Here is a 13,918-nt window from a genome sequence, read left to right on the forward strand (position 1 = left end):
TCGGCAATCTGGCCGTTGCAGCCTACCTTCGGGTGGGCTGAGGATTGAAACGGCACCGGCTGGGGCGAGGACCTGGCTGCCGCGCAGTTGCAGCCTACCTTCGGGTGGGCTGAGGATTGAAACATTACCGTGCTCTGCGGCCCACTGCCGCACCTCTGCGTTGCAGCCTGCTTTCGGGGCTGCCCCCTTCCCTGCCTCAGTTCAGCAGTTCCACGAAGTCGTCGTCTTCGCTGTCCTGGGCGAGGGGCAGGGTGAAGATGAAGGTCGAGCCATGGCCGCGTTCGGACTCGGCCCAAATGTGGCCGCCGTGTTCCTCGACGGCCAGTTTGCAGAACGCCAGACCCATGCCGGTATCAAAGCGGCCGTGCAGGGTCAGGCGTGACTGCTCGAAGGCGGCAAACAGATTTGGAAGGTCATCGGCGGGGATGCCCTCACCGTCGTCGCGGACCGTGATCTGCGTTTCGTCCTCGGCCTGACGCACCTGAATCTGAATCAGGCCGCCGGTGGTGGTGTGTTTCAGGGCGTTGCTGATCAGGTTGGCGAAGATGCGGCGCAGGATGTCCGGGTCGGCGCGGGTAGGACTGAGGTTCGGGGCGACTTCCACACCGATGTGCCGGTCGCGCAGGCCGCTGCCCACGTCGCCGCACGCCTGCTCGATCACCTCCTCGAACATCGGGCTGAACACCAGCTCGGGCCGCAGGTGCATCTTGCCCGCCTGGATCTTGCGGACATCGAGCATGTTCACGGCGAGGTGCAGCAGATGTTGCGTCTCGTCGTGGGCGACCTTGACCAGTTCCCGGGTGTCGTCGGGCACACGGTCGTCGTCCTCGACCACTTCCAGCAGGCCCATGACGGCGGCAATCGGGTTTTTCAGGTCGTGGACGAGCATGTGAACCAGTTGGTCGCGCACGCGCTCCTCGTGTTCCCAGGTTTCCAGGCGGCGCTGGAGTTGACCGATCCGGCCCTCCAGTTCGCGGTGCCGGGCAGCGCGGGCCAGCAGCGCACGGACCTGAAGGGCCAGCGCCTCGGGCGGCGTCGCGTCGCTGATCAGGGCGTCCGCGCCCGCCGCCAGCAACGCGCCCAGGCCCGCACTTCCCACCGCCAGCCAGTAGGTCCCCGCCAGTTCGGCCCGCTGCCGCAGCAGGGGCAGCACCTCCGCCAGGGGCACGCCGCGCGTATCGGCATACAGCAGCGCCACGGCGGGCGGGTGGACATGCGCCTCGCGCAGCAGCGTCTCCGCGTCGGGGATAGCGAACACTTCGGCCTGTCCCAGCACGGGCACGAGCAGATCGGCGCGTGCCCGGTCGTGCGAGACGACGAACACCACCGGGGAATCGGCACTTGGCATGAGGTACCGGGCAGTCTAGCGCGCGGGGAAAGCCGTATTGCCGCACCTGCCCGCCGTGCCGCCTACAGACGGGCCCCGCCCCCTTCAGGGTTGCCCAGTCCTGAGGGTGAGGGGCGTCAGGCCCGCCTCGATGCTCGCGCGACGCGGCTCCAGAAAGGGCGCGAGCACCAGTTTCTCGCCCAGGTGTGCCGGGTCCTCGTCCACCGCGAAGCCGGGGCCGTCGGTGGCGAGTTCGATCAGGATGCCCTGCGATTCGCGGAAGTAGATGGAGTGGAATCAGTGCCGGTCCACCTCGCCGCTGGTCCGCAGGCCCAGGCCCCTCAGATGGGCATTCCAGGCGTGGTACTGCTCATCCGGCACGCGCAGCGCGAGGTGGTGAACGCCGCCCGCGCCGGGGCGAACCGGGGGCAGGGACGGGTCGAGGCGCAGGTGCAGTTCGGCGTGCGGCCCGCCTTCGCCCATGCTGTAGACGTGAACAGTGCGTCCGGGCGCTTCGGGGTCCGGGTACGTACCCGCCGCGTGCAGGCCGTAGGCGCGCGTCAGAACCCGCTCGGTGGGAAACAGGCCCGGCAGGGTGAGTTCCACGGGACCGAGGCCGAGAATCTGATGCTCGGCGGGAACCGGGCTCCCCTCCCAGGCCACGCCGCCGGGGCCGCCTTCCACCAGGCTGAGGCGCTGGCCTTCGGGATCGCTGAAGTCCAGATGTCCGCGGCCTGCCCGGGTGACGCGCGTCACCTCCAGCCCCTGCTCCCGCAGGTACGCCGCCCACCACTCCAGGCTCCCGTTCGGCACACGCAGGCCCGTGCGGGTGATGCTGTTGTTGCCGGGCACCTCGGGCGGCACCGGCCACTCGAAAAAGGTGAGGTCACTGCCCGGACTGCCCGCCCCATCGGCAAAGAAGAGGTGGTAGGCCGTCACGTCGTCCTGATTCACGGTCTTCTTCACCAGGCGCAGCCCCAGCACGCCGGTATAAAAATCGAGGTTCGCCTGAGCATTCGCCGTCACGGCTGTGACGTGATGCAGCCCGTGGGGAACGAGGGCAGGAGAGGAAGTCATGTCTCACATTAAGAATTCGACGTTAAACGACTGTAAGACGAGGGCAGCCGGATGCCCCGACCACAAGGGCCGGGGCACCTGAGCCTCAACGCTGAAAGCTGACGGCGGAAAGCTCCTTACAACACTTCGAACAGTCCCGCCGCCCCCATGCCGCCGCCCACGCACATGGTCACGACGACGTGCTTGGCGCCGCGGCGCTTGCCTTCCAGCAGGATGTGCCCGGTCAGGCGCGCGCCGCTCATGCCGTAGGGGTGGCCGATGCTGATGGAGCCGCCGTTCACGTTGTAAATCTCGGGGTTGATGCCCAACTTGTCGCGGCAGTAGAGGGTCTGCACGGCGAAGGCCTCGTTCAGTTCCCACAGGTCGATGTCGTCCACCGTCAGGCCGTGACGCTTCAGCAGCTTGGGCACGGCGAAGATCGGGCCGATGCCCATCTCGTCGGGTTCGCAGGCGGCGACGGCGAAGCCCTTGAAGAGGCCCAGGGGTTGCAGGCCGCGCTCGCGGGCGAGGTCGCTGCTCATCACCACGACCGCCGAGGCCCCGTCGCTGAGCTGCGAGGCATTGCCCGCCGTGATCACGCCGCCCTCGATCACCGGCTTGAGCTTGGCGAGGCCCTCCAGCGTGGTGTCGGGGCGGTTGCCCTCGTCCTTGCTCATCGTCACTTCGCGGTCACTGATCTGACCGGTCGCCTTGTCCTGCACCTTCATGGTGGCGGTATAGGGCACGATCTCATCGTCGAAGAGGCCCTGCTGCTGGGCCGCCGCCGTCCGCATCTGGGACTGGTAGGCGTACTCGTCCTGCGCCTCGCGGCTGACGCCGTAACGTTTGGCGACCACTTCCGCCGTCTCCAGCATCGGCATGTAGATGTCGGGCTTGTGTTCCATCAGCCACTCGCCGCGCAGCCGGTACTTGTTGGCGTGTTCGTTCTGCGTCAAGGAAATGCTTTCCAGGCCGCCCGCCACGAAGATGTCACCCTGTCCGGCCATCACGTGATTCGCCGCCAGCGCGATGGTGTTCAGGCCGCTGGAGCAGAAGCGGTTGACGGTCACGCCGGAAACGGTGACGGGAAAGCCCGCCCGCAGCGCGATCTGACGGGCGATGTTGGAGCCGGTGGCGCCTTCGGGGTTTCCGGCGCCCATGATCACGTCCTCGACTTCGGCGGGGTCCACACCTGCGCGCTCGACGGCGTGGCAGGCCACATGCGCGCCGATGTCGGAGCCGTGGGTGTCGTTGAGGTAGCCCCGGTAGGCCTTGCCGATGGGGGTGCGGGCGGTGGAGACGATGACAGCTTCGGGCATGGGTGGAACTCCTTCAGGATGTGGGAAGCGGGCCAGTTCCGGCCTGCTCCAGCGGAATCACGAAAATCTGGCAGCTCTCTTCCAGGCCGCCCGAGGCGGCGTACAGGCGGCGGGCAGCGGTGTTGCCCGCTTCTGTCAGCACCCAGGCGGCCACGCAGCCCAGCGCGCGGGCGTGGGTGGTCAGGGCGTTCATCATGCCGCGGCCCAGGCCCCGCCCCCGGTAACCGGGCGAGACCGCAACCTCGTTGATGAACAGTTCCGGCGGCTTGTCGGGGTAGACGTACCGGAACGCTCCCACCACGCCGACCACCGTTTCACCGTGCAGGGCCACCGCCAGATGATGCCGGGCGTCCGCGAAGAACTCGGCGGTCCAGCGCGGGTCCACCGGACCGTCAAAAACGTCCGGGGCCACGTGGTCGAGCACCGCGGCCTCATCGGGGTTCAGGACACGCACGGTGATTGGCTGGCTCATCCGGGACCTCCTCCATCTGGACCTCTGGAAAGCGGCGTTCAGGCCCTCGCCTTCTCGCGGTCCCACTGGGCAAATGTCTTGCCCTCGTCCGCCAGCCGCTTCAGCAGCGGCGCGGGCGTCTGGCCGTACTTTTCCAGGGCGGCAGCGACGTTTTGCAGGCCCATCTCGTCGGCGTACTGCATCGGGCCGCCCCGGTAGGCGGGGAAGCCGTAGCCGTAGATGTAGATCACGTCGATGTCGCCCGCGCGCTGGGCAATGCCTTCTTCCAGAATCTTCGCGCCCTCGTTGACCAGCGAGTACACCAGGCGTTCGGTCGCCTCTTCCCGGCTGATCTCGCGGGGCTGGACGCCCTTCTCGGCGCGGTAGTCCTCGATGAGTTTCTGGATGTCGGCGTTGGGGCGGGGCCTGCGGTTCTCGTCGTAGTCGTAGATGCCCGCGCCGGTCTTCTGGCCCTTGCGGCCCGTCTCCACGATGCGGTCGAGCCAGCCGTCGGGCTTGGGCTGGCCGCGCACCTTCGCCTGGTGCTGGCGAATGGCGTAGCCGATGTCCAGGCCCGCCATATCGGTCATCTGGAAGGGTCCCATCGGGAGGCCCAGCGCGTTCATCGCGGCGTCGGCGTCCTGCGGGCGGGCGCCTTCCTCGACCAGCTTGCGGGCCTCGTCGCCGTAGCGGTGGACCATGCGGTTGCCCACGAAGCCATCGCAGACGCCCACCACCACGCCCACCTTGCCGATGCGCTTGGCGAGGTTCAGGCAGGTCGCCAGCACGCTGTCGCTGGTCTTGTCGGCGCGCACGATCTCCAGCAGCTTCATCACGTTGGCGGGGCTGAAGAAGTGCAGGCCGATCACCTGCTCAGGCCGCGAGGTGACGGAGGCGATCTCGTTCACGTCCAGGGTCGAGGTATTGGTGGCGAGAATCGCGCCGGGTTTGGCGACCCCGTCCAGACGCCTGAAGATGTCCTTCTTCACGTCCATGTTCTCAAAGACGGCCTCGATGATGATGTCGGCGTCCGAGAGCGCGTTCATGTCGAGCGTCGGCGTGAGGAGGCCCATCCGCTGCTCGACCTGTTCCATCGTCAGGCGGCCCTTTTTCGCGGTGTTCTCGTAGTTGCGGCGAATGACCGAGAGGCCCCGGTCGAGCGCCTCCTGCGAGGTTTCGACGATGGTGACGGGAATCCCGGCGTTCAGGAAGTTCATGGCGATACCGCCGCCCATCGTGCCCGCGCCGATGATCCCGGCAGACTTGATCTCGGTGGTGGGCGTGTCTTTGGTCAGGCCGGGAATCTTGCCCGCCTCGCGCTCCGCGAAGAAGATGTGGCGCAGGCCGCGCGACTGCGGGGAGTCCTTCGCCTGCACGAAGAGCCGGGCTTCGGCGTCCCAGCCTTCCTGAAAGGGCTTGGTTGCGGCCATCTCGGCCAGCTCGATGATCAGTGAGGGCGAGAGCTGGCCGCGGTGCGTCTTCTTGATGCCCTCCCGGGCGGCGGCGAACAGTTCGGGGCTGGCATCCTTCACCTGCCGCTCGCTGATGCGCGGGAGGGGGCGCTCGCCCTCGTGGGCGCGGGCAAAGGCCACCGCCCCTTCGCGCAGGTCGCCCTCCACGATCTCATCCACCAGGCCGAGTTCCTTCGCCTCGGTCGCCCCAATGGGGTTGCCGGAGAGCATCATCTCCAGCGCCTTCTGGGCACCCATCACGCGCGGCAGGCGTTGGGTTCCGCCCGCGCCAGGAAGCACGCCCAGCTTGACTTCGGGCAGGCCCAGCCGCGCGTCCTTTGTCGCCACGCGGTAAGTGCAGGCCAAAGCCACTTCCAGACCGCCCCCCAGCGCCGTGCCGTGAATGGCCGCGACGGTGGGCTTGGGGAAGGCGTCCAGTCGGGCGATGAAGCCGCGCAGGTCGGGTGCCTGCTCGCGGGGCAGGTCGAAGGTCTTGATGTCCGCCCCCGCGATGAAGGTGCGCCCCCCGCCGATGATGACGACGGCCTTGATGTCCTCGCCCTGCTCGGCGGCATCCAGGCCCGCGTGGAGGCCCTCGGGCACGCCGGGCGAAAAGGCGTTCACGGGCGGGTTGTTGATGGTCAGGACGAGAACGTCACCCTCGCGGGTCTGGTCAACGATGCTCATGAAGGCTACCTCCTGTGTTGCTGTGTGCCCGCCTATGCTTCCACGCCTCTCTCTCCGGGTCAAATACGTGAACGTTCAGAGTGTACGTCCGCGTTCACTTGGCGGGGGACAGTCGGGTATGCTCCGCGCATGAGCGAAAGCATGAAGGCCATCGTCGTCGAACGCCTCGGCCCCCCCGATGTGATGGAACTCCAGCACGTGCCCGTGCCGCAGCCCGGACCCGGTGAGGTCCGCCTGAAGGTGGAGGCGGTCGGCATCAACTTCGCGGACGTGCTGGCGGTCGCGGGCGAGTACCTCACGCGGACGCGCCTCCCCTACACGCCCGGGATGGAGTTCGCCGGGACCGTGGACGCGCTGGGGGAAGGCGTAACGGGGGTGCAGGTCGGGCAGCGGGTCGCCAGCCTGGGGGGACGCGGCGGCCTGGCCGAGTACGCTGTCTCCCCGGCCGCCGCGCTGATTCCAGTGCCGGAGAACCTGACGGCAGCGCAGGCGGCGGCTTTCCCGGTGTCGTACTTCACGGCGTACCACGGCCTCAAGACCCTCGGACACGGCCAGCCCGGCGAGTGGGTGCTGGTGCAGGCGGCGGCCGGGGCGCTGGGGACGGCGTCCATCCAACTGGCGAAAGCTCTCGGCATGAACGTCATTGCGATGGCGAGCACCGAGGAGAAACTCCAGATCGCCCGGGACCTCGGCGCGGACGTGACGCTCCTTCAGGACGACCCCGAGCGGGTGCAGAAGGTGCGGGACGCGGCGGGGGGCAGGGGCGTGCCGCTGATTCTGGAAGTGGTGGGCGGCAGGCGCTTTCAGGAAAGCCTCGACATGGCCGCGAACCGGGGGCGCATCATCGTGATCGGGAACGCCAGCCGCGAGCAGGCGAACCTGCGCCCCGTCGAACTGATGAAGCGCAACCTGACCGTGACCGGCCTGTGGCTCACCTCGCTGATGTCGGACCAGGAAGCCACCCGCGAGGCGGCCCAGGCCCTCACCCCCCTGGTCGCCAGCGGCCAGGTCACGCCCCAGGTCGGGCCGACCTACGCCCTGGAGGGCAGCGCCCGCGCCTTTCAGGACATCCTCGACCGCAAGACGACGGGGAAGGTGATCATCGAGCCGGGGAGGTAGGGGGAGCGGTCAGCCATCAGCAGTCAGGAATCAGAAGAGCAGCGGACGCCTCGGCGTCCGCTGCTCTTTCTGCTGACGGCTTACGCAAACAGCCGCAGCAATGGCCGCCACCACGGAATCGCCAGCAGCACCGTCACCAGGCTCAGAACCGTCCAGAGGGCCGCTGTACGGAACTTGGCCTGGTTGCCTGCGGCGCGTTTGGTCAGGGCGTTGCCGAGGGTGGCGAAGACGGCCGCCAGCAGGCCCAGGCCCACGTGTTCCCACTGGAAGCTGGGGCGAGCGCCCGCGAAGGCGGGAATGCGCTGCATCCCCAGATAGGCGAACAGCAGCAGGCCCAGGACCACCTGAAGGTGCAGGCTGCTCATGAACATCGCCACGGCGCCGCGGTCGGTGGAGGTGAAGGTCTGCACGCCGCCCACACCCCGGAAGGAGCGGAGCAGCGCCCAGACGCCCGCCAGCAGCACCAGCCAGCGCACGAGGTTGTGAAGCGTGAGCAGGATCACGTAAAGGGTCGCCATACCCTCATCCTACCCGACACGCCTGACCGAGCGGAAAGGTAGAAGTCATCGGTCCCTCAGCCCAGGGACGCGGCCCCTGCGCGCACGGGCTGGACCTCTTGCGCGCCGCCCAGTGCCGCCCAAGCCGCCTGCACCGCTGCGCCGCGCCCGAACGGCACGCCCAGGCTGGCAAAGGCGTCTTCCAGCATTCCGGCGATGCCCAGGGCGTCGTAGCGGTCGGCGTAGCCCAGGGTGCTGACGCGGAAAACGGCGTCCTCGAAGGGGGCCTGACCCGCCAGCGCCCGCTGCCCCATCTCCGCGAGGCGGGCCGCAACTTGCCGACCCGTCAGAGGCGCGGGGGGCTTCAGGACGGCGACGGCGGGCGAGGTGCGGGCGGCCCAGGCGGGGGCACCCAGGGCGGCCCCGGCGGCAATCAGCGCGTCGGCCTGCCGCCGTTTCTCGGCCCACAGCACCTCCAGCGGCACGCTCAGGAGGCGGTCCAGCGCCAGCGACAGCGCCGAGATCAGGTTGATGGCCGGGGTCTGGGGCGTGTTTCCGGCCTTCTGCCCCTTCAGCTCGCGGGTCAGGTCGAGGTAGAAGCCGCGCCGGGGGGCGGGAATCATCCTTTCCTGCACCTCGGGGCTGAACAGCACGAAGCCCAGACCGGGGGGCGTGGCCGTGCCCTTCTGGCTGCCGCTCACGATGGCGTCCACGCCCCAGGCGGCGGGCCGCAGCTCCGCGACGCCGTAGCTGGTCACACAGTCGGCAATGATGATCAGATCGGGATTCTGCGCCTTGGCCGCCTGCGCGATGGCCGCGAGGTCGTGCAGCGCCCCGGTGCTCGTCTCGGAGTGGGTGATCAGCAGGGTGTGGGCCTCCCGCGCGGCGTCGGCCACTTCTTCGGGGTCGAGGAGTTCGCCCCAGGGTTTGGCGACGCGCACCGTTTCATAGCCCAACCTCTCGCTCATGTCGCCCCAGCGTTCGCTGAATTTTCCGGCCTGCGCGTTGACCACCCGGCCGCCCTCCGGCGTGAGGCTGATCAGCGCCCCCTCGAAGGCCCCCGTCCCGCTGCTGGTGGTGATCACCGCGTCGTAGGGGTCCCCCAGCAGGCGCATCAGCTTGGCCCGCGCCTCCATCAGCCGCTCGACGCCCAGCGGCGTGCGGTGGTGGAGCTGTGGCTGGGCCAGTTCGAGCAGCACACGCGGCTCGACCTCGACCGGGCCGGGCGCGATCAGGCGCGGACGGTTCAGGGGGATGTGCGGAGGCAGCGGGCGGTCGCTCATACTGTCCAGGGTAGTGCCCCCGTCAGCGGCGCGGGCGCAGGCGTCTGACCTATGACCTTCTTTCAGAAATGTCTGAAAAGTCATACTATTCGGATATGGACGGACAGCAGCAATTCGTGGAGCGGGCGGGGCTGGTGCTGGAGATGCTGGGGATGCCGCGGGTGGCGGGGCGCGTGCTGGGCGCGCTGCTGACCGCTTCCCCGAGGGGGGCGACCGCCGCCGAACTCGCGGAGCTGCTCCAGGCCAGCCGGGCGGGCCTCAGCACCGCGCTGAAGCACCTGACCCTGATGGGCCTGGCCGAGCGCGCGCCCAATCCCGGCGAGCGGGCGGACCGCTACCGGGTGCGGCCGAATGCCTGGGCCACGCTGACCGAGCAGGGCAACCGCAAGTTGCAACTGCTGCACGACCTCGCCCTCGACGGCCTGCGGGCGCTGCCGGGGGGCGCGGACCCCGGCCCGCTGCGCGAGATGGAACAGTTCTACGCGCTGTGGCTGCGCCTCTACCCCACCGTGCTGGAGGAGTGGCACCAGATGCAGCAGGAGGTCAGGGTATGAACGCCATCGAGACGAGCGGGCTGAGCAAACTCTACCGGCGGGGCGTGGGCCTGCATCCCCTCAGCCTGGGGATTGCGGCGGGCGAAATCTTCGGCTTCCTGGGGCCGAACGGGGCGGGCAAGACGACCACCATCCGCACGCTGCTGGGCTTCCTGCACCCGACCGGGGGCGAGGCCCGCATCTTCGGGCGGGACGTGTGGCGCGAGCGGGAGGCAGTTCATGCCCGCGTGGGCTACCTCCCCGGCGAGGTCCACCTGCCGCGCGACCTGAGTGCGCGTGAACTGCTGGAACGCTGCGCCCGCCTGCGTGGCACGCACGACATCACCTATGGGCTGGAAGTGGCCCGCCGCCTGGAGCTGGACATCGCCCCGCGTCTGGGCACCCTTAGCAAGGGCAACCGGCAGAAGGTGGGGCTGGTCCTGGCGTTGATGCCCCGCCCCGACCTCCTCATGCTGGACGAACCGACCGACGGCCTCGATCCCCTGGCGCAGGAGACGGTGCTGGAACTGCTGCGGGAGGCGCGGGCGGAGGGGCGGACGGTGTTCCTGTCCAGCCACGTGCTGAGCGAGGTGGAGCGTGTCGCGGACCGGGTGGGGATCATCCGGCGGGGGCAACTGGTCCGGGTAGACGAACTGGCGGTGCTGACGGCCAGTCTGCCGCAGCGGGTGCAGGTGCGCTTTGCCGCGCCGCCGCGCGTGAACCTCGCCGCGTTGCCGGGCATGGCGGAAGGCCGGACACAGGGCCTGGACTTTCAGGGCCTGTGGCGGGGTGGGGCGGACGCTCTGATTCGCGCGCTGGCCCCGGAACCCCTGGTCAGCTTCAGCCTGGTGCCGTCCACGCTGGAGGACGCCTTCCTGGGTGAGTACCGCCTGGACGAGGACCGGCCAGACTCAGAACGGGGCGGGGAGGTGCCGCATGTGGCCTGAAATCCTGCGTGAGTCGCTGCGGGACGCGCGGCGGGGCTGGCTGTGGTGGGCTATCGGCCTGCTGCTGTACGTGCTGCTGATCCTGGCCTTCTACCCGAGCATCAAAAGCGACCCCAGCGTGAACGAGATCATGCACAAGCTCCCCGCGTCCCTGCGTGTCCTGTTCGGGGAGGATCTCACCACGCCCGCCGGGTACGTGGGGGGCCGCCTCTTCAGCCTGATGCCGATCCTGCTGAGCGTGTTCGCCGGGCTGACTGGCGCCGCGCTGATCGCCGGGGAGGAGGCGCGCGGGCACCTGGAATTCCCGCTCGCGCAGCCCGTCTCGCGCCGCGCACTGCTGGTGGGGCGCACCCTGACGCTGCTGCTGTTGCTGCTGGGCCTGGGGTTGGTGCTGTTCCTGGGGACCTGGGCGCCGGGTCAGGTGTTCCAGGCGCCGCTGCCCGCCGCGCGGGTGCTGGAAACCGCCGCGCTGCACACGCTGGGCGCCTGGGTGTTCGGCGCGCTGGCCCTTGCGGTGGGGGCCGCGACCGGGCGGGCCGGGGTCGCGGCCGCCGTGGGTGCCGGGCTGGGCACCCTGCTGGTCGTGCTGCATACCCTCAGCGGGCAGGTGGCGGCCCTGCGGGACCTGGCCTGGCTGAATCCCTGGAAGGAGGCGCTGGGCGGCTCGCCCCTCCTCCACCCCGTCAGCGTGACGCCGCTGCTGGTGTGCCTGCTGGTCGGGGCCGCCTTTGCCCTGATCGCCGCGCCGTTCTTCCAGAACCGGGACGTGGGACGCTGAAGCTAGCGGGGAGCGAGGGGCAACAGTCGGATGCCCCCCTCGCCGTCCCCGCCGATCAACGTGGTGCCGTCGGGACTGAGGGCCTCGGGCCAGCCGTCCCAGACACGGGTCAGGGCACCCAGGGTCCGCCCGGTCGCCACCTCGCGCAGTTCCAGCCACTCGCGGCCCTGCACGTCCACGCCCGTGCGGCGCACCAGCACGCGGGTGCCGTCCGCGCTGAAGCCGATCACGCCGCTGGTGCCGACCAGATAGGGGGGCGTGGGGGCCTCCTTCCCATCCGCCAGGGTGATCAGCCGCCCGCGTGAGGCCAGCAGGCCCTGGCTGTCGGGCGTGAAGGTCCCGTAGCCCACGCCGCTGAGGGTGGTCCGCAGCGCGCCGGTCTGCACGTCGAAGATCCGGGTCCGCGTCTGCCCCCGGAAGATCGGGGCGAAGAGGCGCCCGTCCGGGCTGAATTCCAGGCGGGACGGCTCGTAGCCGGTTTCGCTGTTGACGGTCGTGACCCGCCGCTCGGTCGGCCATTCCCAGAGCTGCGCGTAGCCACTGCGGTTGCCTGCCGCCAGCCGCGTGCCGTCCGGCCCGAAGACCAGGGACAGGGTGCCGTTCAGGCCGCCCGCGCTCAGCACCTTCTGAAACCCGGGGGGAGTGGTCGGGTAGGTGCTCAGGATGCCCACCCGCCCCGCATGGGTGAAGGGATCGGGCGTGAGGACCACCGCCAGCCAGCGCCCGTCGGCACTCAGGGCCGGGGGCACGTCGAGCTGCACCTCGGGGGGGAGGAAGACCTCGCGGCGGGCCTCGCCGGTCGTGGGGTCGAGCAGCCGCACGTGCGAACTGTAGCGGCCCCGCACCGCCGCGACCCCGCCCGTCGGCGTGCCAGCCGGTCCGGGCAGGACGCGCGGCGCGACGCCCACCAGCACCAGCGGATCGGGCGGCACCCGCATCTCACCGGGGGCGGACTGGGCGGGCGAGGTGGGGGCCAGGGCGGTCAGGGCCAGCAGGGACAGTGCCAGCCGCCTGGGGTGACGCGGCGCAGCGGAGGGTCTGGGCTTCACCCCCCCAGGCTAACGGCTCGGGCGAGGCCAGTCCCGTCATGCCCTACCCTCTTCCTATGCGGATCGTGATTGTGGGCGGGGTGGCGGCGGGCATGAGCGCGGCGAGCCGGGCGCGGCGGCAGAACCCGGACGTGCAGGTCACGGTCTTCGAGCGCGGCGCCGACATCAGCTACGGTGCCTGCGGCCTCCCCTACGTGATCGGCGGCGACGTGCCCAGCTTCGAGCGCCTGATCGCCCGCACCCCCGAGCGGATGCGCGAGCAGGGCGTGGGCGTGCGCCTGCGGCATGAGGTCACGGGCGTGGACGCCGCCGCCCGGACCGTCACCGTACTGGACCGGGACGCGGGCCGTTCCTTCACCGAGCCTTACGACCGCCTCCTGATCGCCACCGGGGTCAGCGCCGTGCGCCCCGACTGGGCACACACCGACCTGCAAGGCGTGCATGTGCTGCGCGACCTCCCCGACGGGCGGGCGATAGAGGCCAGCCTTCAGGGGGCCAAACGTGCCTGCATCATCGGTGGCGGCTACATCGGGCTGGAGATGGCGGAGGCGCTGCGTTCACGTGGCCTGGAGGTGAGCCTGCTGGAAAAGGGGCCGGACGTCGCGGGCCGGATGCTGGACCGTGACTTCCAGCAGCGGGTGCGGGCCGAACTGGAGCGGCACGGGGTCGAGGTCCGCTGCGGCACGACCGTGGAGGAGCTGATCGGCAAAGGCGGACGTGTGACCGGCGTGCAGACGGATGGCGGCCGGGTGCCCGCCGACATGGTGATCGTGGCTGTGGGTGTGAAGCCGAACACGGCGCTGGCGCGGGCCGCCGGGGCCAGCATAGGCAAGACGGGCGCGGTCGCCGTGAACGCCCGGCAGGAAACCGGGAGAGAAGGCGTGTACGCGGCGGGCGACAACACCGAGAGCACCCACCGCGTCACCGGGCAGAAGGTCCACATTCCCCTGGGCCTCACCGCCAACCGGATGGGCCGCGTGGCGGGCGTGAATATGGCGGGCGGCGATGCCCGTTTTCCCGGCGTCGTGGGCACCGGCATCTTCAAGACCTTCGACCTGGGCGCGGCCCGCACCGGCGTCACGCAGGCGGAGGCGGACGGGCTGGGGCTGAAGGCGGTCAGCGTGGAGGTGGACAGCACCGACCACGCCGGGTACTACCCGGACGCCGCGCCTATCCGCGTGCGCCTGACGGGCGAGCGCGGCAGCGGGCGGCTGCTGGGCGCGCAACTGGTCGGCCAGCCCGACAGCGTGAAGCGGGTGGACGTGGTGGCGGCCCTGCTGCACGGGCGCGGCACGGTGCAGGACCTCTTCGAGACGGACCTGGCCTATGCGCCGCCCTTTTCCAGCGTGTGGGACGTGCTGCTGGTGGCGGCGGACCGGCTGGGGCGGGAACTGTGCGAGGAGTGAAGCGGCGCGTGGCCT

Annotated in this window: 13 protein-coding genes; 5 read left to right on the forward strand and 8 right to left on the reverse strand. The window is 69.8% G+C overall.

Features of this window, described 5'->3' with window-relative positions:
• Positions 1–196 precede the first annotated feature (196 nt).
• The 5 genes from E5F05_RS14885 to E5F05_RS14905 all read right to left on the reverse strand — a co-directional run bounded on the left by E5F05_RS14885 (position 197) and on the right by E5F05_RS14905 (position 6,291).
• Entirely contained in the window at positions 197–1,348 is a 1,152-nt protein-coding gene (locus E5F05_RS14885) for a sensor histidine kinase (RefSeq protein WP_129119414.1), read from the reverse strand.
• A gap of 276 nt (positions 1,349–1,624) precedes the next feature.
• Positions 1,625–2,404, reverse strand: coding sequence for a VOC family protein (locus tag E5F05_RS14890; RefSeq protein WP_306461362.1), 780 nt, complete (start codon positions 2,402–2,404; stop codon positions 1,625–1,627).
• Between the two features lie 116 nt (positions 2,405–2,520).
• The gene (locus E5F05_RS14895; RefSeq protein WP_129119415.1) at positions 2,521–3,702 is read right to left on the reverse strand and encodes an acetyl-CoA C-acyltransferase; all 1,182 of its coding nucleotides are present in this window, start codon (positions 3,700–3,702) and stop codon (positions 2,521–2,523) included.
• Positions 3,703–3,715: 13 nt separating this feature from the next.
• Positions 3,716–4,174, reverse strand: a complete 459-nt coding sequence (locus tag E5F05_RS14900; RefSeq protein ID WP_129119416.1) for a GNAT family N-acetyltransferase — start codon at positions 4,172–4,174, stop codon at positions 3,716–3,718.
• A gap of 38 nt (positions 4,175–4,212) precedes the next feature.
• Positions 4,213–6,291 carry a 3-hydroxyacyl-CoA dehydrogenase NAD-binding domain-containing protein gene (locus tag E5F05_RS14905; protein WP_129119417.1) on the reverse strand — a complete coding sequence of 693 codons (2,079 nt, stop codon included), beginning with the start codon at positions 6,289–6,291 and terminating at the stop codon, positions 4,213–4,215.
• A gap of 129 nt (positions 6,292–6,420) precedes the next feature.
• Here E5F05_RS14905 and E5F05_RS14910 point away from each other — a divergent pair, with 129 nt between their 5' ends.
• On the forward strand, positions 6,421–7,410 hold the full coding sequence (locus E5F05_RS14910; protein ID WP_129119418.1) for an NADPH:quinone oxidoreductase family protein: 990 nt from the start codon (positions 6,421–6,423) through the stop codon (positions 7,408–7,410).
• Between the two features lie 80 nt (positions 7,411–7,490).
• Here the strand turns inward: E5F05_RS14910 and E5F05_RS14915 are convergent, their stop codons facing one another.
• The gene (locus tag E5F05_RS14915) at positions 7,491–7,928 is read right to left on the reverse strand and encodes a hypothetical protein (protein WP_129119419.1); all 438 of its coding nucleotides are present in this window, start codon (positions 7,926–7,928) and stop codon (positions 7,491–7,493) included.
• Between the two features lie 56 nt (positions 7,929–7,984).
• A complete protein-coding gene (locus E5F05_RS14920; RefSeq protein WP_129119420.1) occupies positions 7,985–9,190 on the reverse strand; it encodes an aminotransferase class V-fold PLP-dependent enzyme in 1,206 nt (401 codons plus the stop codon).
• A gap of 95 nt (positions 9,191–9,285) precedes the next feature.
• Between E5F05_RS14920 and E5F05_RS14925 the strand changes: the two genes are divergently transcribed.
• From E5F05_RS14925 to E5F05_RS14935, 3 genes are read left to right on the forward strand one after another with little or no spacing between them, the layout of a single operon-like run.
• Positions 9,286–9,744, forward strand: coding sequence for a GbsR/MarR family transcriptional regulator (locus E5F05_RS14925; protein ID WP_164973492.1), 459 nt, complete (start codon positions 9,286–9,288; stop codon positions 9,742–9,744).
• Positions 9,741–10,670: an ABC transporter ATP-binding protein gene (locus E5F05_RS14930; protein ID WP_129119422.1), complete on the forward strand. Its 930-nt coding sequence runs from the start codon at positions 9,741–9,743 to the stop codon at positions 10,668–10,670. Before E5F05_RS14925 ends, E5F05_RS14930 begins: the two co-directional genes overlap by 4 nt.
• Positions 10,660–11,448 carry an ABC transporter permease subunit gene (locus E5F05_RS14935; protein WP_129119423.1) on the forward strand — a complete coding sequence of 263 codons (789 nt, stop codon included), beginning with the start codon at positions 10,660–10,662 and terminating at the stop codon, positions 11,446–11,448. Before E5F05_RS14930 ends, E5F05_RS14935 begins: the two co-directional genes overlap by 11 nt.
• Before the next feature lie 2 nt (positions 11,449–11,450).
• Here the strand turns inward: E5F05_RS14935 and E5F05_RS14940 are convergent, their stop codons facing one another.
• Positions 11,451–12,497, reverse strand: coding sequence for a WD40 repeat domain-containing protein (locus E5F05_RS14940; RefSeq protein ID WP_129119424.1), 1,047 nt, complete (start codon positions 12,495–12,497; stop codon positions 11,451–11,453).
• A gap of 56 nt (positions 12,498–12,553) precedes the next feature.
• Here E5F05_RS14940 and E5F05_RS14945 point away from each other — a divergent pair, with 56 nt between their 5' ends.
• Entirely contained in the window at positions 12,554–13,903 is a 1,350-nt protein-coding gene (locus E5F05_RS14945; RefSeq protein WP_129119425.1) for an FAD-dependent oxidoreductase, read from the forward strand.
• Positions 13,904–13,918: the final 15 nt, after the last annotated feature.

The organism is Deinococcus metallilatus, assembly GCF_004758605.1.
Taxonomy (GTDB): Bacteria; Deinococcota; Deinococci; order Deinococcales; family Deinococcaceae; genus Deinococcus; species Deinococcus metallilatus.